11 protein-coding genes and 1 pseudogene are annotated in these 20103 nt (G+C 47.6%); 2 read left to right on the top strand and 10 right to left on the bottom strand.

Features of this window, described 5'->3' with window-relative positions:
- Positions 1-134: 134 nt before the first annotated feature.
- The gene (locus GC098_RS04245) at positions 135-4685 is read left to right on the top strand and encodes a glutamate synthase-related protein (protein WP_246358418.1); all 4551 of its coding nucleotides are present in this window, start codon (positions 135-137) and stop codon (positions 4683-4685) included.
- 146 nt (positions 4686-4831) lie between these two features.
- Positions 4832-4957, top strand: a complete 126-nt coding sequence (locus GC098_RS39765) for a DUF6254 family protein (RefSeq protein ID WP_246321359.1) — start codon at positions 4832-4834, stop codon at positions 4955-4957.
- Positions 4958-5078: 121 nt separating this feature from the next.
- On the opposite strand, the gene GC098_RS04240 is transcribed toward GC098_RS39765, so the two are convergent.
- The 10 genes and pseudogenes from GC098_RS04240 to fabI form a co-directional block, all read right to left on the bottom strand.
- Complete coding sequence (locus tag GC098_RS04240; protein WP_246358417.1) at positions 5079-8063, bottom strand: alpha-mannosidase; 2985 nt, start codon at positions 8061-8063, stop codon at positions 5079-5081.
- Positions 8064-8275: 212 nt separating this feature from the next.
- Entirely contained in the window at positions 8276-9418 is a 1143-nt protein-coding gene (locus GC098_RS04235) for a GntR family transcriptional regulator (RefSeq protein WP_171641275.1), read from the bottom strand.
- A 629-nt stretch (positions 9419-10047) separates the two neighbouring features.
- Positions 10048-12522, bottom strand: a complete 2475-nt coding sequence (gene helD, locus GC098_RS04230; RefSeq protein ID WP_171641273.1) for an RNA polymerase recycling motor HelD — start codon at positions 12520-12522, stop codon at positions 10048-10050.
- 211 nt (positions 12523-12733) lie between these two features.
- Positions 12734-13618, bottom strand: coding sequence for a VOC family protein (locus GC098_RS04225; protein ID WP_171641270.1), 885 nt, complete (start codon positions 13616-13618; stop codon positions 12734-12736).
- 64 nt (positions 13619-13682) lie between these two features.
- On the bottom strand, positions 13683-14345 hold the full coding sequence (locus GC098_RS04220) for a bifunctional 2-keto-4-hydroxyglutarate aldolase/2-keto-3-deoxy-6-phosphogluconate aldolase (protein WP_056833998.1): 663 nt from the start codon (positions 14343-14345) through the stop codon (positions 13683-13685).
- Positions 14346-14374: 29 nt separating this feature from the next.
- Positions 14375-15352 carry a sugar kinase gene (locus GC098_RS04215; RefSeq protein ID WP_171641268.1) on the bottom strand — a complete coding sequence of 326 codons (978 nt, stop codon included), beginning with the start codon at positions 15350-15352 and terminating at the stop codon, positions 14375-14377.
- Positions 15353-15607: 255 nt separating this feature from the next.
- The gene (glpK, locus tag GC098_RS04210; protein ID WP_171641266.1) at positions 15608-17119 is read right to left on the bottom strand and encodes a glycerol kinase GlpK; all 1512 of its coding nucleotides are present in this window, start codon (positions 17117-17119) and stop codon (positions 15608-15610) included.
- Positions 17120-17208: 89 nt separating this feature from the next.
- Positions 17209-17932: pseudogene (locus tag GC098_RS04205) on the bottom strand (MIP/aquaporin family protein).
- Positions 17933-18232: 300 nt separating this feature from the next.
- A complete protein-coding gene (locus tag GC098_RS04200) occupies positions 18233-19093 on the bottom strand; it encodes an inositol monophosphatase family protein (protein WP_171641264.1) in 861 nt (286 codons plus the stop codon).
- Positions 19094-19282: 189 nt separating this feature from the next.
- A complete protein-coding gene (gene fabI, locus GC098_RS04195; RefSeq protein WP_029194483.1) occupies positions 19283-20053 on the bottom strand; it encodes an enoyl-ACP reductase FabI in 771 nt (256 codons plus the stop codon).
- Positions 20054-20103: the final 50 nt, after the last annotated feature.

Genomic DNA, 20103 nt, shown 5'->3' with positions numbered 1-20103 from the left:
GTTTTGGCCCCTTTGTGGGTAATTCCTTGAAAATGCTAGGGTTGCGGGCTCATCAATGCCAGAATGCAAGAAGCGTAGTGCAAGAGGAGTTTAAATATGTATGGGAGGTGACGGTCAGGCGACTGACCTGAGCAATGAATGAATTGATGCGTAATGAAGGCCGTTTTCAAGATCTACTAGGAACCGAACACGACAGCTGCGGTATTATTTGTATTATTGAAAAGAATGGTCACCCTTCCCGTGATAACATCCAAAAAACGATTGAAGCGCTTGTAAAAATGGAGCATCGTTCGGGTTTTATCAACGGTGAAGGCGATGGTTGCGGTATTTTAACAGATATTCCACGTGCTCTTTGGGAAAAGAAACTAACAGATGCGGGTCTTGATGGCAAGATTGCCTACGACAACCGTTTTTCTGTTGGACATATCTTTGTTCCACGCAAGCTTGACCTGACCGTTACCGAAATCCAGAATGGCATTCGCGAGCTCTTTGCTTCCCATGATGTATCCATCATTCTTGAGCAAGAGAATCAAGTCGATAGCAGCGTTTTAGGCCCTAACGGCATGAACGATGAGCCTACCTTCTGGCAAATTGCTGCGATTGCGAACAAAACGGAAGGCCAAGTAGCCGATCACCTTTTTGAACTGCACATCGCAATTGAAGATCGTTACAACGTTCACGTTGCTTCACTAAGCAATGTTACATCTGCTTACAAAGTATTAGGCGCTGCTAGCATCCTTCCTAAATACTTTAACGATACGCGTGATTCCTTGTTCGCTTCCCAAGTTACCATTGGTCACAACCGTTATTCGACGAACACATTGTCCAGCTTCTTCCGCGTTCAACCGTTCTCCCTACTCGGGCACAATGGTGAAATTAACACGGTTAAGAAACTTCGTATTGAGGCTGACATGGTTGGCGTACCGCTGGTTAGCGGTGGTTCTGACTCCCAAGACATGAACAGAACGATTGAAACGTTCATTCACCGTTTTGGATTGTCCCTTTTCGAAGCGATGGAAATGGTATTCCCTCCTATTATTAATGAAATGAAACAGTTCCGTCCGGAACTTCAAGATTTATATGTGTACTACCGTCAAGTATGGGGCCATTTTGCACAAGGTCCTGCTGGTATCGTTTCTCGTTATGGCAACGAATGTATTTTCAGCGTGGATGCGCTTGGTCTTCGTCCGGTATGGATGGTTGAGAGCGATACTTCCTTGTACTTCTCCTCGGAGCAGGGTGTTATTACGGTTGGTGACATGGTCGCTGATCCGAAACCAATTGCACCAGGTGAAAAAGTGGGCGTTGTGCTTACACCAGGTGAACACGTTCAAGTTATTCCTTACCATGAAGTGCAAACTTTAGTGTACGAGCGCGCTAGCAAACGTCTGAATATTGGCGGACTTCGCAAATTTCTGAATCCTGTCAAAACAGATACTCAAGCTGAGCTTAATGAGAACATTGTAGCGACAGACCAATTGTACAGTGCATTCGGTTGGGATCGTGACGGTATTCAACACATCGAAACGATGTCTGAAACAGGTGCAGAACCTATCCGCTCCCTGGGTCACGATTCACCTCACGCCGCCCTTGCTTGGGAACGCCAGAACGTGCCTGACTTCATTAAAGAAAGCGTAGCTGTTGTTACGAATCCTGCGATTGACCGTGACCGTGAGATGGAGCATTTCTCCACACGTATCATTGCCGGTACTCGTACTCCTGTTTATGCACAAGTAGATAACAACCTGCGCCTTGAGCTTCTTGCTCCGCTTGTACTCGAAGGTACGAATGGTGTAGATAGCGAAGAGCACCTGTCACAACCTTCTTATGAGCAATTGTTGGCCCTGTTCCGTGCACAAGGTGATAATGCTGTAGCCGTGCTTTCCAGTACTTTCGCTCGTGGAACTTCTCTGAGTGATGGCTTGGACGCTCTAGCTGCTGCTGCTATCGCTGCTGCCCGCAACGGCGCTGCACTGATCGTTCTTGACGATGCAGAAGCTCATCAAAATGACCGTTTGTGGCTTGAACCGCATCTTGCCGTTTCCAAAATCGATATTGCACTTCGTTCGGAAAAACTCGGTTTCGGCGACAACTTGCGCCGCCATGTTACTTTGATCCTGCGTTCCGCCGCGATTCGCAGCTTGCATGATATCGCTGTAGCTTGCGGTCTTGGCGCAGACGTAATCTCACCATACCTGTTGTTCTCAACGGCTTCTGATAAAGAAGGCCATGCTGCAGCAGCACGTAAAGTGTATGCAGCACTGACTAAAGGTCTGGAGAAAGTTATTTCCACGATCGGTACTCATGAGCTTCGCGGTTACACACGTTTCTTCTCCTCCATCGGCTTCCATCCGGAAGTTGCTGAAGTATTAGATATCGTGAACTACCTCGGCAGCGAAAAAGCGGGAACTGGCTTTGCCCAACTCGAAGCTGATGCCGAGTTACGTTACACAGACTATACAAATCCAAAAGCAAAAGCAGCGAAAAACTTCCGTTTCTTCCAACGTATGTGGAAAGCATTAGGCGACGCCGCTTCAGGCGCTGCTCCTTATAGCGACTACCGCGACAAACTTCGTGAAGAAGAGAAGAAGAACCCGATTTCCATTCGTCACATTGCTGGATTCAATATTGACAAAGCACTGAGCGAAGGCCGTAAGGCGCTTGATCCGTCGCAAGTTGATATCTCCATTGGCGGTCATTCCTTGCCGATGCTGATTTCTTCCATGTCATTTGGTTCACAAAATGAAACAGCTTTCCGTGCCTACGCTGAAGCCGGCGAACGCCTGAACATGGTTACCATGAACGGCGAAGGCGGAGAAATTAAAGATATGCTCGGCCGTTACAAAAAAACGCGCGGTGCGCAAGTCGCTTCCGGACGTTTCGGTGTTAACGTTGAATTGGCTAACGCCGTTGCTTTCCTTGAGATCAAAATCGGTCAAGGGGCAAAACCGGGTGAAGGCGGTCACTTGCCAGGTTCCAAAGTAACTGCTAAAATCGCTGCTGCTCGTAACGCAACCATTGGTTCTGACCTGATCTCTCCTTCTAACAACCATGATATCTATTCGATCGAGGATTTGGCGCAAATCATTTCCGAGCTTAAAGAAGGTAGCGGTCGTAAAGCAAAAATTATCGTTAAAATCCCGGTTGTACCAGGTATCGGTACGATTGCGGTTGGTGTAGCGAAAGCAGGCGCTGACGTTATTACACTTTCCGGTTTTGACGGTGGAACAGGTGCGGCTCGTATTCACTCCTTGACCCATGTTGGTCTTCCAACGGAGATCGGTACGAAGCTTGCTCACGTAGCTTTGATTGAAGCTGGTCTTCGTCACCGCGTTGAGCTGTGGTCCGATGGCGGTCTGAAATCAGGCAGTGACGTTGTTAAAATGGTTATGCTCGGTGCGAACCGTGCAGGTTTCGGAAGTATCGCTATGCAATCGATCGGTTGTACCACTTGTCGTGGCTGTCACTTAGACACTTGTCACGTTGGTATCGCAACACAAATCGATTCCATGGAAGAAGCCGAAGAAAAAGGTCTTCGCCGTTTCGTACCTCGTCAATTCGATGTAGCTGTAGACAGCTTGGTTCGTTTGTTTGGTGGTATTGGTGAAGAAGTACGTGAAGTTGTTGCATCCCTTGGTTTCAACAGCTTACAAGAACTCGTTGGCCGTTCTGATCTATTGGAACAAATCAGCCACGTAGATCGTATTGACTTGTCCGACATCCTCCGTCCGGCTCCACTTCAGTTCATCTCTGATGCTGAAAGAGCAATGGAAGAAGCGGCCGTATCATCCGATATCCGTATCGCTGCAGGTGCAGAAGGTCTAGAATTCTTCCCAGAATCCCTGGCTATGGATGCTCCAATCGTGCGCAACTGGTCCAAAGTGGATGCTGAGTCCCGTATTCTCGGAGCTCGTTATTCCAGCCATCGCGTAAGAGATCGTTTCGACGGCAGCTACGATGAATTACCGACTGTCGCTCTGAACTTGATCGATGGTTCCGTACCAGGTAACGGTCTGGCTGCATTCAATGCTCGCGGCGTAGACATTACTGTTCACGGCGGTGCTGAGGATGGTCTTGGTAAAATGGCCTTCGGTGGTAAGGTTGCGATTGTTAAATCACTTGGCAAAAACAACACCTTCATCAACGGCAGCGTTGGTAAATCCTTCGGTTACGGCGCGCAAAAAGGTTTGTTCTTGATTCAAGGCAGTGCAGACACACGCGCTTGTATCCGTTTCTCCGGTGCAGACGTTGTATTCGGCGGAGAGATTACAACTCCACTTCGTGATGAGCTCGGCGGACTTGCCGCTCGTGCGAACCTCAAAGGCTTCGCGTTCGAGTACATGACAAACGGCCGTGCCGTTGTTATGGGCGATCCAGGTCCATGGATTTGCGCAGGTATGACAGGTGGCGTGATCTACCAACGTCTCGTGCCAGAAATGGGTCTAGATCAAGCAGCAATCGAACGTCGTATTGCCAAGGGCGCGAAAGTTAAACTTGAGACCATTGGCGTACAAAGCAAAAAAGATCTTACTGAATTGCTCACAGCTTACCACGCTGAGCTTGCTAAATCCGGTCAATCCGATGCAGCAGCAAAAATCGAAGGTTTGCTAAGCAATCTTGAAGCTAACTTCATCCGTATCTCCCCGGTCAACATGCAAGCTGACCAATCCGTTGCTACGGAATAGATCGTTCAAAAAGCTCCACAAGACCTTCGCTGGTCTTGTGGAGCTTTTTTTCATGGAAAGAGTTTGCATCGGGTGCATAAAATACGCCCAACCATCGCATTTTATTAGTGCAGCACCCATCCGCATACCATAGGAGGTTTTTAGCTATGAGCCACTCGAAACGCCGCGATGAAGCAGCATGGAAAAGCCGCAAACAAGCTCAGCATCCACATGGTAAGGTGAAGTCTCTGGAGGAATTCGCCATTGAGTACGAAGCGGAACATAAGAAATAAGTAACTCCCCCTCCCACGTTGAAAGAGGGACCAACACAAAGAACCCGGTAATCTCGTTTCTAATGAAACGCGGTTATCGGGCTCTTTGGTATTAATACACTAGGAAGGCCTAAGTTGGCATTTAATGTAATAAGCGGATTAGTACGGTTTTAATCTCGAACGGTGTAAAAGAAAGCAGGTAGTGGCCGTCATCGCCGCTCAGTGGCTCCAATGGGTTCTCCATCAAATCTGCTAGCACTGCCTCTCGGTGAGGAAGATGAACCGAAAGCTTGATATCGCCATTCGCTCCCGAAGTTTCGTAAAGGCGAACCACGAGAGCTTCTTCGTCCTCCGCTTTTTTCACCGCTTCAATCATGACCTTGGCGCCTTCAATCTCAAATCCGGAATACTTCTTCGGCATTCCGCCTTCTTCTGCACTCGCCATGACCGCGGAAATCGGAGCATTTAATTCATAGCCTTGCTTGAAGACTTCTGCCTGGATGAAATCCCCTTCATGCGGCAATATAGCGTATACGAACTGATGGCGTGCCCTGTCGCAAGTTGGATCCGGATACGATGGACTACGAAGCAAGTTAATATCCATAACGTTGCCGTTAACACTATAGCCATACTTGCAATCGTTCAAGAGAGCGACACCGAATTCCGGTTGGGAAAGGTCGATCCATTGATGGGCGCATATTTCGTCCTTAGCGTAATCCCACAACGTATTTCGGTGAGTCTGTCTTTTGAGATGACCGAACTGAATTTCACAATTAACCTGATCGGCATACACGTTGACAGGGAAAGACGAACGCAGCATTTTGCTATCTTCCTGCCAGTCGACATCCGTTTCAAAATCGATTCGTTTGCTGCCCGCCGTCAGAATTACTTTTTGTGTGAGCACCGACTTGCCGTAGTGATACTCCTGCTCAACCACCGCTTTAGGTCCGCTGACGTAAGCCTTCGATTGCATAAGCTTCATCTGCGCAGGCTTCGTTCCCGCATAATCCTCAGGGAAATCCCAAGCGTCGCCGTCATCGTGATAAATGGATAACACGTTCCCTGCTTCGCCGGCAGCGATTACTTCTCTACCCAATTCTTTATCGAAGATCGATAGAATGCTTCCATCTGATCCGAACGCTATTTTAATCAACTCGTTCTCGAGTGTATCGCTCACGGCTGTTACTTCGAATAAGGAGACTTGAGCTAACGCTGCCGTGTCTATAACCTGATAGCCCATTGCAGGAGTCGTGACCTGTATCCATTGATTATCTAGCTGCATCCACTCGTTGCGCTCCCATGGAAGGGAGTTGAAGATGACCGTCGGACGTACTGCTCCCTGCGTCCCTATGGAGGATGCAAAGCCGCGGTACATTTGATCGGTTAGCTCCGTTACTCTAGCTAGTAAAATTTCGTATCGTGCAAGGGATTCGTCGAATACACGCTTAATAGAAGAACCTGGCAAAATATCATGGAATTGGTACAACAGTACTTCCTTCCAGATCGTTTCAAGCTCCTCAGATGGATATTCGTTGCCGTACGCGAAATGGAGCGAAGCAGCGAATTCCAGCTCCCTCAACGTCTTCTCAATCTTCCGGTTATATCGCTTATTGCGAGCTTGGCTGGTGAACGTCCCTTGGTGCTTCTCTAGGTAGAGTTCACCTTTCCATGTCTTATATTTCTCTTTATTCATAGCCAGCTTCTCGAAAAAGTTCAGGGCAGGCTCCTGTTTCACCGGGATAAGCCCTTGGAGATTCTGCTCACGCTGAAGGCGCTCCAGGTGCTCTTCTCCTGGCCCGCCACCGCCGTCTCCGATTCCGAACACGACAAGGCAATGGTCGGATACGTTTTTATCCAAATAATCCCTTTCGGCCTTAAGAATCGATCTTGGCAACGCCGGGCCATTGTAGGTGTCTTCTGGCGGCAAATGCGTCAACACGCGGCTTCCGTCCAGCCCTTCCCAGAAAAACGTATGATGTGGATGATCATTATGGACGTTCCACGACAGCTTCTGCGTCATCACATATTCGACTCCTGACTTCTGCAGAAGCTGCGGCAAGCTAGCCGAATAACCAAAGATGTCAGGAACCCACAGCATCTTCATATCTTGACCGAATTCCTCTTGGAAAAAACGTTTCCCGTAGAGGATTTGCCTTACAAGTGCTTCTCCTCCCGCAAGATTAGAATCCGGCTCCACCCACATGGCTCCTTGTACTTCCCAGCGCCCTTCCGCAATGCGCTGCTTGACCTTTGCATATAATTTCGGATGCTGCTGCTTGATCCACTCGTATAATTGAGGCTGACTGGCTCCAAATACATAATCGGGATACTGCTCCATCATCCGCAGTGCGGTGGCAAAAGTCCTAGCCCCTTTGCGGTAAGTCTCACGAATAGGCCACAGCCACGCCAGATCGATATGCGCGTGTCCAATTGCGGTAGCCGTCAGCGTTGGATCCCCGCCCTGCTTGCTTAATGAAGGAGCCAGAATACGTCTAGCCTGCGCGACGTTCTCATCCGACATATCCCTGAGCAATAGATGAACGTCATAAAGGGCCTGAAGGATACGCGCTCTTCTTGCAGATTGATCCTCTAGATGCTTGGCCAGATCGAGCAGCACCTCATAATCATAAAATAGCTGTCTCGTTTCTTCATTACAGATAGCTATTTGAGCTTCCTTCAGCGATCCACTCCGGTAGCGCCCAAACAAATCGTTGTTGCCAGCGTCAGCCCAGAGATCGATAACTTCTTCCCCCGATGCGTTAGAAGCAATCTGCACCACGCGTTTGCCAGGCAAGCCCAGCGTTAAGTCAAACTCCGAGTTCACGTTTGTGAGCCCTTGCGTCGGAGTTCCTTCCTCATCAACAAGGCATAGCTCTCCGTTAACATCAATCAGCAATACGATCTTGCTTCCCGCAGCCGATTGCGGCACCTGACCCTGGAAATGAAACCAGGCGCAATCCCACAGCTCTCCCCACTTCTCTCCCGGGCGAACTTCAAGACACTGTCCTGACATTCTTTGCTCGAAGGATACGGGCTCCTGCGTTACGTATGCGACAGCTAACAGAGGCGCTACCTGCACGTAGATATGATTTTCAATTCGATTTAGTGTCTGCTTAAGGGTTTCCAACTTTATTGGGGGGTATGGCATGTATGCTGCACCGTCCTTTGATCATTATGTATGAAGATAATGTTTAATGTAATACGCCTTGGTTAACTTATAACTATATAACACTAACAAATATATCATATATATCAATTATTTCAATGTTTTAATAAGAAAATTACAAACAAAAAAACTGACCTCGGCTGCAATGCCAGAGATCAGTTTCTTTCGTTCTCTTATTCTTGCGGAAGTACTGGACCCGACGTCTGTTTGACAACCAATCTCGGCTCCAAGACCACTCTGCTATTTTTAAGTTGGGTTCGCTTCCCTTTTATAGTATCCATAATCAACTCCCCAGCCCTAGCCCCTATTTCGCCCTCGTTTTGGTCGATATAGGTGAACAGACTTAGCTCATCCATCATCGGACTCGGATTATCAAAGGTCACGATGGACAAATCTTCCGGCACGCGGAGCCCTTCACGCTTGGCAATGGACAAAATGTGTACACCTAGGTTTCCATTCAACGCAATGTATGCGGTTGCCATCCGGTTTTTGATAAAACGGTACAGAGGGTGCTCAGGATTAACTGATGAGAGTGGGGATGCAAAGTCCGTCAAGAATAACGCTGGGTTGATCATCTCGCCTTTATTCCTGAGTGCGCTAATATAGCCATTCACCCGATCTTCCACGGATACAGTAGGTTGAGGCGAATCGGAACAAATTGCGATGTTGCGGTGACCGAGGCCCCACAAATGATCCACAGCCAATTTGGCTGCCAAAGCGCTGTCGGAATAAACTGTGTTCGTTTCTACGCCAGGCAAATATCGGTCAATGAGGACGAAAGGATAGTCCGTCATTTTAAGTGTAATGATTTCCTCATTATAGACTTCAGCATCCACTGGAAAAATGATCAAGCCAGCTACTTTATCTTTCAAATCCCGAATGATTTCCTTTTCCCGCTCCTTTGAATTGAAAGAGAACATCATTAGCAGCGCGTAGCCGCTATTCTCAAGAACGGAAGTAATGCCCCGGATCAGCCGGATAGCAAAAAAATCGTCAACGAATGGAAAGATAAGCCCGATCTTCGGACGTTCCGAGTGATTAACGGGCGGCGTTTGAACGGCAACTGTCTTCGCAGTAGGAATATAAGTTTCTGGGATACCCTTAACAAAGGTCCCCCGACCCGGAATGCGGTAAATCCAACCTTCACGAGCAAGCTCATTCAACGCATTGGCCACCGTGATCCGGCTAACATTAAACTGTTCGAGAATTTCCTTCTCGGTCGGAATCTTGTCGTCTTCTTGCAATTTTCTAGAGCTGATCAGTTCTTTAAAATGGTTTTGAATCTGAATATATAGCGGTTCCCTGTCTGTGCTCATCCTACTACAAGCCTCCAAGATTACTCTCATATATGGTTATAAAGATCTCATATCAAATATAGCATATAGCCCTAAGCATTTCCAAACCATTTCTATTCAAACCTTGTATGATAAAAAGAAATTTTGATACTCTATTCAGTTCCAACAATTTGTTATATAGTATATGTTATATATATTGTTTGAACCAAGTCTAAGATGCTTTGAGAATTGGACAAAAATAACCCTTTTGCAAACCTTGCAGAAGGGTTATTCATTATGTAAAGCTCCTTTTCCAAGGTGAAAAGTTGCTTTGTGGTGGAATTGTTGTATTTTCCGCAACAATTCACACGCCCAAAGGCTATTTTGCAACTTGTTGTTGCAATCTGTACAACATTCCGAGCCCATTTGTTACGAAATGGCCTGTATAGGACCAAATTGTTGTACATGATACAACAACAGAGGGAGTGAGGCGAGATTTAGGCAGCAATTGTTGCACTTTCTACAACATCATTCGGACCGCGAATATGGACTCATTCATCCAGTAACCTCAATTGAGCATCTATGACGATTGATCCCAATTTAAGACACCTCATAACTAACATAACCTCACCCCTTTCATAATTTCAAAGAGGTAAGGCAGCAAAGTCACATTAAACCCAGTCATACGCATCCGTTAGATGTTCCCCTACAAACCCAGTTAACTCGCCTAGCGAGAATATACATAACTCATGCATAGCCCGGGTGCAAGCGGTGTAGAACAGCTTGCGTTCGTTTTCATGTCCGTACTGATGACGGGAACCGTCATAGATGAGTACGGCATCGAACTCTACCCCCTTCGCCAGATACGAAGGGATGACGAGCACGCCCGATTCGAAGGTCGGGCTATGTTTGGTGATGAGCCCCAGAGGCACTTGCAGCTGGGGCTCTAGGGCTTGGTGCGCGAGCTTACTCTCGCTCGCGGTTTTGGCGATGATCGCGATGGAGGCATAGCCTTCGCCTAGCAGCCGATCGATCTCGGCTGCCAGCAGGCTATGCAGCGATCCGCGATCGCTGACCTTGATCACCCGCGGCTTTGCGCCGCCGCGGGTGAAGGGCTCTATGGCATCGCCGCCTGGCACGATGCCGCGAGTGAACTCCACGAGCTCACGCGTGGAGCGGTAGCTGCGGTGCAAACGGATAACCTCCGTTTGCTCCGGCCCATACAGAGCGGCGATCGGATCGATTACGCTGTACGCGGAAGCGTGCGAATAGATCGCCTGGTTGAGATCTCCAAGCGCTGTCATCCGGCAGCGCGGGAAGAGTCGTTTCAGGTAGGCCAGCTGAAACGGGGAATAATCCTGCGCCTCGTCGATGATGACGTGGCGCACGGCGCCGTTCGTTTGGAAGCCGCAGACCGCTTCCATCATGTATAAGAACGGCGTCGCGTCCTCATACGCCAGCCTGGCCTGCGCCAGCTCCTTCAGCGTCCGCTCACAGATTGCCGACCAATATGGCGGCTTATTCTCTATAGGACTCCACTGATTCTCCATCGGTCTCACCTGATTCTCAATCGGATTCCCCTGACCTACTTTTATTTCATGCATGGTTTCCTCTTCACGGATCTCTTCACGAAACAATTGCCCATACAACCCTCTCAGATCTACAAACATAAGCCGCTTCACAGCGCTCCGCACTGGCTTCAAATGCTCCTTGATAACGTCGCGTGCAAGCAGCACCCTTTCCTGATCAAAATCATCAAATGTGTCTCCCTGCCCCCACTCCAATTTACGCAGCCGCAAATAGGCAAGGTGGTACTCTTCACTACTGAGAAGTTCAATCTCTTCCTCAACCCAAGCTTCTTCCAGCTCGAGTTCTGCAAAGAGCTCTAGCTGTTCCAGAATCCAGCCGCGCATCAATTCCAATCGGTTCGGCAGCCGAATGGCCGGATCATAGCTGTAGAACCGCTCCACCAATCGAGCAGCGCTCAGGACTTCTTTTTCACGAAACTTAATAGGGTTAAATAGCATATCTGCATACATCAATCGTTCCTGATAAGCATGTATAACAGCAAGGAACTCCAGCGATGACTTGTAATGAATTCCACTTAAACGAGCACTGTAAGCATATTCCTCATCGCCATGTGGGATAAACTCCTCAATCCTCTCCCCATTTTCTGATGAACGTCCCTGTGCTAACACATACTCCAATTGCGTAAATGAGTCCTCCACATCAAACTCTTCACCCAATCTATGCTCCAAATAGGCCTGATAGGTCGTTTGCTGCATGTTTTCTTCGCCTAATTCTGGCAATACCGTGGATACATAGTTATTGAAAAGCGGATTTGGTGAAAATAGCACCATCTGATCTGAACTCAGCTGATCTCGGTGCTTATATAGTAAGTAGGCGACTCTTTGCAGAGCAGCCGATGTTTTCCCACTGCCAGCTACCCCCTGCACAATGAGCATTCGTGCTTTGTCGTTTCGAATAATGCGATTTTGTTCTTTTTGAATCGTCGCCACGATCGTCTTCATTTGCGCATCAGAGCTTCGACTGAGCACTTGCTTCAGCAATTCGTCTCCGATCGTTACTCCTGTATCAAACATCAGCTGAATATGGCTGTCGCGAATCACAAACTGGCGTTTCAACAGCATTTGTCCTTCTACCATGCCGTTCGGTGTTGTAAAGGCTACTTCCCCAGGCGCATAATCGTAGTAAAGGCTAGATATAGGCGCTCGCCAATCATAAACCAGATAGTGATCCTCCTGCTCATTCAAAAAGGCAGAAATACCAAGATAAATGGCTTCTCCTTGCCTCTCTTCTCGTTCCATGAAATCGATGCGCCCAAAATAAGGGGATTTCATAAGTCTTTTTAACTTACCTAAAGCTGCTGTTGCTTGTCGATGAGTACGTTCTCGTTCAGATAGCACCTCCGCTTGCTGCCGCATACTTGCAATCGATTCTGCCGCGTCTTCTGTCGTACTTAGATCCATCGTGACTTCATCCCAATAATGCTTGCGAATCTCAACAACATCCGATTGAACCTTGCCGACCTGATCTTCTAACCCTGTCATTCTTATGCACATCTTGGCTGTTACTTCTTGAACTCTCTGTTCCTCATCTGCCCAATCCTGCTCAGTTAGATTCATTCCAACACCTCTTTTCAGACCATGTAAAATGCAAATTTGACACGAAGGTTGTCTTGATGCTATAATTATATTAGGATAATAATGTTATTTATTACATTTTTTCCTAATCACTCTTTATCATATCAATTCACTTGCCTAAAATCAACAAATAAACCCAAGAGCTTGTGCGCTTGGGTTTTTCTGCTCGGTTTTTAAGATAGAATACCGTAAATTAACAGCCATGAAGTTCACGAATTCGCTCCACAGCCCGTACATGGTGACTAGCATGTCCTGCCATCATTTTGAGCAATCTAGCAACCGACTCTTCGCGATTATTTGTAGTTATAACTGTCCGTTCAAGTGCACCGGGCAGATGTTCACATAGTCCAAGGATATGCTGTCTCAAACTACGAAACATCTGCACTTCGTACGTAATTGGTCTCGCCGTATAATGAAGACTAACACTCCAATCATCCTGTGAAAAACGATTTCCTTGGTAGGTACGCCCCGACTCTGCTAAGGCAAATTTCACTTTGTGAATCGTGACTAATTCCAAATCAATTAGATGCAGCACTTGTTCTCGAATCGACCATTTACCCGGGGCTTCCGTTAAATTGAGCTGCTCCTCAGACAAGCCATCTACGGCACATTCCAACTCATCTATTCCTTCAGCGTACATCTTCATAATTTCATCATCCGAAGCAAATAGTTCCTCCCAGAAAACGAAGGTGTACCCATCAACGGCGGGAACAAAAACCTTACGAATATGCCCCGCTTCTTCTTCTTTTCTCAACTCTTTCCATCCGTTTTCTTGCAAGCTTTTTTCCACTTCGTTAACGGAGCTAACCCCTATATAAACGAGATCCCCCGCTTTCGGGTTGGTGGAATTAGGCTGCAACCAACGAGTTAGATAAGTCTCTTGTAATTCATGCTCCTGCTTGGTTAACTGACCTCTCTGTATCAATACAACTTCATCGTTCAACCAAATGCGAAGCAATGCTGCACGGCCCGCAGGCTCTGCCTCCAACAACTCCCAACCAAGCTGTCTTGTATAAAAAGACACCGACTTCTGAAGATTATCGACCTGCAGCAGCAGCCTCGCTTTGCCATGACTCATAGTTCTTTTCCTTTCATCAAAAAAAATACGCTCCGTCTTCATTTCGACGGAGCGTGCGCATTTCCTACTTCTTGGCCGCTTTGTAGGCCTCGATATATTGAGCTGCCTTGTCAGCAACAAGGCTGTAGTTACGGGTTTTGACCGCTTCGCTAGTCAAATCGGAACCGATGCCGACGGCAACGGCGCCGGCCTGGATCCACTCGCCGAGGTTGCTCAGCGAGACGCCGCCAGTCGGCATGATGTTCGCCTGCGGCAGCGGACCTTTAATGGCCTTAATCATCGCGGGCGAGTAGAGATTGCCCGGGAAGAGCTTGACGATATCGACGCCGAGCTCAAGCGCCGTCTGAATCTCTTGAATCGTCATGCACCCTGGCATGACGGGAACTCTGTAACGGTTGCAGAGCTCAACCGTTTTCGGGTTAAGCGATGGGCCGACGACGAACTCGGCCCCACTAAGGATCGCGGCACGCGCCGTCTCGGGGTCAAGGGCTGTGCCCACCCCGATGATCGCGTACTTGGCCGCGTCCTGCGCTGTGCTCGAGTAGCGCTTCGCGAGCTCCTCGATAGCGCGCAGCGCGAAAGGCACGGTCATTGTGACTTCGATGACCTTAATACCGCCGGCAATGGCTTGATCAGCCATTTCCACGACTTCTTCTGGCGTATCGCCACGTAGAACGGCAACGACACCTTCACTTGATATTTGTTGGATAAGTTTAATCTTTTTCATTAGAATCTACACCCTTCTATTTCAAGCTTTTAACGTTCTATATGTTTAACATCGTTAAGTACGGCATCCACTTGTTCCCAAGTCGGAGCGCCTTCCCAGTCACCTTCGGTCTGAACGATCAAGGAGCCCACGAGATTACCGATGCGCACAGCTTCTGCATATTCATACTCTTTTAACAAGCCAACCAAAAAGCCCGCACAGAAACCATCACCCGCTCCAACGGTATCAACCACATGCTCCGCTTTGAAATAAGGAACTGCTGTAACGCTATCTGAGGTTACGACGTACGTCTCATTTTCTCCACCTTTGACGATGGATATCGCTGACAATTCACGCAGCTTGCTTACGATGACATCCCAGTCTTCTGTCTGATAGAGCAGCTTCAGTTCATCTAGACCAGGTAAGAAAATATCAGACAGCTTAGCCAGTTCTAGCAGCACAGGACGCGCATCTTCCATACTCCAAAGCTTCAAACGCAAATTGGGATCAAAACTGACCTTGACGCCATGCTTACGAGCCATCCGAATAGCTTCGAAAGCCGCCTCTTTACAAGATTCGCTTAAGGCAGGAGTGATGCCTGTGATATGCAGGATTTTGGCCCCAGCGATATAAGCCTCATCCAAATGCTTCGCACTCATCAGACTCGCTGCTGAATTTTTACGATAGTAGTAAACAGACGTTTTGCCCATAAGTACTTCACGCATCATCAGCCCTGTAGGAGCTTCTGCTGTCAACTCAGCGCGTGAAACATCGACGCCTTCACCACGGATTTTTTTGAAAATCATGCGACCTAATGGATCTTTGCCTAATCGCCCGAACCAGCCAACCTTGCCACCGAGGCGCGATATACCAATAGCTACATTACTTTCGGCACCACCAAACAAGCTGTGAAGCTCAGATGAATATTCCAACCCCTTGCCACCGGAGGGCATGAGCAGTGCCATCGTTTCCCCAAAAGTGATGATATCCGGGCCAGAACCTGAATGCGATTGTGTATTTGCTGTCATAGAAGCTCTCCATCCATTTCCCGATCACGCCTGTGCGTGTCCAGTTAATTGAAACGTTTAAATAAAGGATATATCTCATATTATAGTGCATGTTGAGCGTTTACACCAGACTTGACTTACCGTGCACAGAGCCCGAGAGCTTCGATCATGCGATGGGTAATCTCAACAATCTCCCCTTCTCTCTTATCCTGATCAAAGCGCAAAAAAAAGAGAGCCACATTGTGACTCTCATCTCCATGCACTGCATCTATTCGATTAGGCCAATTGCTCTTTCTTTTGTTTATAGCCCATTGTTGCTTGAACCGCTGCTTTCCAGCCTTCATATAACCCATCGCGCTCAGCAGATTCCATGGATGATTCGAACGTACGCTCGATCACTTTGTTCTGGATAATATCTTGCTTGCCTGCCCAGTAGCCAACAGCTAGACCAGCCAGATAAGCTGCTCCCAGTGCTGTCGTTTCCAATACACGAGGGCGATCTACGGCTGCGCCTAAAAGGTTTGCCTGGAACTGCATCAGGAAGTTGTTCGCCACTGCGCCTCCGTCAACTGCCAGCTTTTGTAATTGGATGCCCGAATCTGCTTCCATTGCTTCCAGCACATCTTTCGTTTGGTAGGCTAAGGATTCTACTGCTGCACGTATAAAGTGGTCCTGCGTCGTACCACGAGTCAACCCAAAGATCGCGCCACGAGCTTCCATATCCCAGTAAGGTGCGCCTAGTCCTACAAAAGCAGGCACGAGATACACGCCATCTGTGCTAGCTACAGCTGCTGCGTGCTTTTCAGAATCAGAAGCCTTCTCAATAAGTTTAAGACCGTCACGTAACCACTGGATCGTAGCGCCCGCAACGAAAATGCTTCCTTCCAGCGCATACTCCACTTTTCCATCCAAGCCCCATGCAATTGTAGTCAACAGTCCGTTCTGGGAAGCAACAGCTTTGGTGCCCGTGTTCATAAGCATGAAACAGCCAGTACCGTAAGTATTTTTGGCCATCCCTTCTTCGAAGCAAGCCTGTCCGAACAATGCCGCTTGCTGGTCACCAGCGATTCCGGCAATCGGAATTTGAACTTCGAACAAACTTTTGGACGTCTCACCGTACACTTCACTGGAAGGACGCACGTCCGGCAGCATGGATGAAGGGACATTCAGCATGTTTAGCAACTCTTGATCCCATTGCAACTCGTGAATGTTGTACATCATTGTTCTCGATGCGTTGGAATAGTCCGTCACATGGACCTTACCATCGGTCAATTTCCAGATAAGCCAAGTATCGATGGTGCCAAATAACAATTGGCCGTTATCGGCTTTTTCTCTAGCGCCTTGTACGTTGTCTAATATCCATTTTACTTTCGTACCGGAGAAATACGCATCGATAAGCAATCCAGTTTTCTGGCGCACTGTAGGATCAAAGCCCTGTTCCTTCAGTTCATTACAAATGTCCATGGTTTGTCGGCTTTGCCACACGATGGCGTTGTACACGGGTTTGCCCGTATGTTTATCCCAAACAACCGCTGTCTCGCGTTGGTTCGTGATCCCGATAGCTGCAATTTGGTGCGGATGCACATGATTTTTGATCAAAACTTCTTTGAGCACCTCAAGCTGCGTCTCCCAAATTTCCTCGGCATTATGCTCAACCCAACCTGGTTTCGGGTAAATTTGTGTAAACTCTTTTTGAGCAACACCCATAATGGCACCGGATTTATCAAATAAAATAGCACGAGAGCTTGTCGTTCCTTGATCTAATGAAAGCACATATTTCTTTTCCATGGTTATCAGCCTCCAAAAGTATAATTAGAATTTTTATTTCATCTATGATACACTTACATTGGAATATATTTTCTTTTGTCGGTTACTTGTTAACCGGCTTTTTTCTGTCTAAGTACCTGACTGCTCACTTCAGTAGAGGAAGTCATTTTACCAACGATAATGGCAACTAAGAAAAATACAGCCAATACTATAATTGTAAGCGTTTGATTTCCTGAAGTAGCAATCTTATAAAATTGCGCTCCAGCAACGCCACCTATAATCGGAGCGACAACCGGAATCCAAGCATACCCCCAATTGGAACCGCCTTTACCATGAATAGGCAGGATTGCGTGAGCTATTCTCGGTCCCAAATCACGTGCCGGGTTGATCGCATAACCTGTCGTTCCGCCCAATGCTAAGCCGATAGCTAAGATGAAAAACCCAACGATCAATGGATTGAGCCCATCTGCGAATTTATTCGCGCCAATCGCCATGATGCCAAATACAAGAAAGAACGTACCCATTGCTTCGCTAATAAAATTAGCTCCTGTGTTCTTATTGCAGGACCCGTCGAGAATACGCCAAGCTTTGTAGCTGGATCTTCCGTCTCTTTCCAATGCGGGAAGTAGAACACCCACACGAAAGTCGCTCCTACAATGGCTCCCAACAACTGCGAAAACGGCCATTGCAACCGCCATCCCCCAACCCATTGTTATAACAATCCAGCCAGGACTATTTCGAATACGACTTCTTCAAGCTTGCTCCTGCACAAACGCCGCCACCAAGAATAATTAAAATCATTGTACCAATCAGCTCACCAAAAAATGGACTCATGTTGTTCCTCCTAATATAGGGATCTTTGAGCGTAGATCAAAGTCTCTCCGCTTTGGGGCTTTGATCGGAGATCAAAGTCTCTCCTTATTTAAACCACCCTTTTAAAACGCTTTCATTTTCACCGCCTTTTTTTCTGGGAACAAAAAGAAAACAGCAAGTTATTCCAAATGCACGCATGGTAACGTACAATTTGAAATAAACTTGCTGTTCTCCTAAGCTCCGCAGCTAAATTAAATTATAGTCTTATAATACTTTAAATAGCTGGATTGTCAACAAGAAAATCTTGTAAGCTGCTCAAGCTTACAAACCTGTCGCTCCCGCTCCAGCCAGCTCCTGCTGAAGTTCGTCATGAATGTGACCATTGGTAGCAAGCACATTTCTTACGGCAAGCCGGTATGGATTCCCAGCCGTATCGCTCACTTTACCGCCGGATTCTTGAATCAGCAACGAGCCTGCAGCAACATCCCATGCGCTGAGACCAATCTCCCAGAACCCGCTTAATCGTCCTGCTGCAACGTAAGCCATATGCAGCGCTGCTGATCCACCCGAGCGAAGATTCCTTACCTTAGGCGCCAAAGCCAGCGTCCCTTTAAGATTGATCGGGAGCGCGCCGTCACGGTCCGCAGGGAAGCCGGTTGCAACCAAGCTCTCGGATAGCTTGCTATCGAGCGAAACCTTAGTCTTATTGCCGTGCATATAGGCGCCTTTCCCTTTTTCAGCGACGAAAAGCTCATCACGTGACGGGTCATAAACGACACCTACAATAATTTCACCCTGATGTGCAAGCGCAATCGAAACAGAGTAGAACGGAAAGCCGTGAACAAAGTTCGTCGTTCCGTCAATCGGATCCACGATCCAGAGATACTCCTCATCGCTCATCGCTTGAAGCGCTTTGGCCGATGCCTCTGGTCCTGGCTCCACGCCTTCCTCACCAAGAATGGAGTGATCTGGAAAATGAGTCATAATCAAATTACGAATTAGCTTCTCCGAACCTTTATCCACCTCAGTGACCAAATCTTGAGAGGAGTACTTCGTATCCACGCGATTGATGTCCCCCAGCTTGCTCTTAATCCATTGCCCAGCCTTAGCTGCCGTATTAATGGCCACCGCTGTAAAGCTCTTACTGCCCACCACGAAAGGCTCCACCTTACTCTCAACCATTTATCTCAACTCTTTCTTTTCATTAATTTAATTGGTAACTCCAGTATAGTAAATTATACGTTTTAAATACTAGTGCGTTTCATCCCAAAATATTCGTATAATTTTACATTTTAACTAGAATCAGCCTGTTTTTTGCGTAAAAAAACCGTATCACCCATAAGGCAATACGGAATTTCTTAGTATGCAGGATTAAATGCCAACGATATGATATCCACCGTCTACATAGATAACTTCACCCGTGATGCCGCGGGAAAGGTTACTCATCAAGAACATCGCTGTGTCGCCTACTTCGGCTGTATCCGTTGTTTTGCGCAGCGGTGCTTTCTCTTCCACTTGGCGCAGGATGGAGTTAAAGTCTTTGATGCCTTTGGCAGCCAAGGTGCGAATCGGGCCAGCGGAGATACCGTTGACGCGAATGCCGAATTGACCGAGGTCATTCGCTAGGTAGCGCACGCTAGCTTCCAGCGCAGCTTTGGCAACGCCCATGACGTTGTAGTTCTTCATCGCGCGCTCAGCGCCGAGGTAGGTCATTGTCATGATGCTGCCGCCCTCTGTCATCAGCGGGTAAATCCGTTTCGATACCGCTACAAGGGAGTAAGCGCTGATGTCATGCGCTAATGCGAAGCCATCACGCGATGTGTCAACGAATAGCCCGTCCAGCTCTTCGGTTTTAGCAAAAGCAATACTATGTACGAGACCGTGAAGCACACCGAACTTCTCTTTGAGTGTGGATGCAAGTGTTTCGATCTCAGCATCTACAGTTACATTGCAAGGCATCAAGGTTGAGCCTGGAATCGTGTCTGCAAGCTTGCGAACGCGTTCTTCAACACGCTCATTTTCAAACGTAAAAACAAGATTGGCTCCTTGTGCTGCTAAGGATTGAGCAATAGCCCAAGCGATGCTGCGGTCGTTGGCAACACCCATTACAAGTATATTTTTTCCTGTTAACAATTGACTCATGGTATTAAGAAGCCCCTCTCACAATGGATTGTGCGTCGTTCATTCCCACT

The sequence above is a fragment of the Paenibacillus phytorum genome, from assembly GCF_013141715.1.
Taxonomy (GTDB): domain Bacteria; phylum Bacillota; class Bacilli; order Paenibacillales; family NBRC-103111; genus Paenibacillus_E; species Paenibacillus_E phytorum.
The sequence above is the reverse complement of the archived record's forward strand: the minus strand, read 5'-3'. Positions and strand labels throughout refer to the sequence as shown.

Bases quoted from the DNA above. Each gene is read 5' to 3' on its own strand.
- GC098_RS04225 (WP_171641270.1), bottom strand. From the start codon at position 13,618: ATGAGTCATGGCAAAGCGAGGCTGCTGCTGCAGGTCGATAATCTTCAG.
- GC098_RS04245 (WP_246358418.1), top strand. From the start codon at position 135: ATGAATGAATTGATGCGTAATGAAGGCCGTTTTCAAGATCTACTAGGA.
- GC098_RS04235 (WP_171641275.1), bottom strand. From the start codon at position 9,418: ATGAGCACAGACAGGGAACCGCTATATATTCAGATTCAAAACCATTTT.
- GC098_RS39765 (WP_246321359.1), top strand. From the start codon at position 4,832: ATGAGCCACTCGAAACGCCGCGATGAAGCAGCATGGAAAAGCCGCAAA.
- glpK (WP_171641266.1), bottom strand. From the start codon at position 17,119: ATGGAAAAGAAATATGTGCTTTCATTAGATCAAGGAACGACAAGCTCT.
- GC098_RS04200 (WP_171641264.1), bottom strand. From the start codon at position 19,093: ATGGTTGAGAGTAAGGTGGAGCCTTTCGTGGTGGGCAGTAAGAGCTTT.
- helD (WP_171641273.1), bottom strand. From the start codon at position 12,522: ATGAATCTAACTGAGCAGGATTGGGCAGATGAGGAACAGAGAGTTCAA.
- GC098_RS04215 (WP_171641268.1), bottom strand. From the start codon at position 15,352: ATGACAGCAAATACACAATCGCATTCAGGTTCTGGCCCGGATATCATC.
- GC098_RS04220 (WP_056833998.1), bottom strand. From the start codon at position 14,345: ATGAAAAAGATTAAACTTATCCAACAAATATCAAGTGAAGGTGTCGTT.
- fabI (WP_029194483.1), bottom strand. From the start codon at position 20,053: ATGAGTCAATTGTTAACAGGAAAAAATATACTTGTAATGGGTGTTGCC.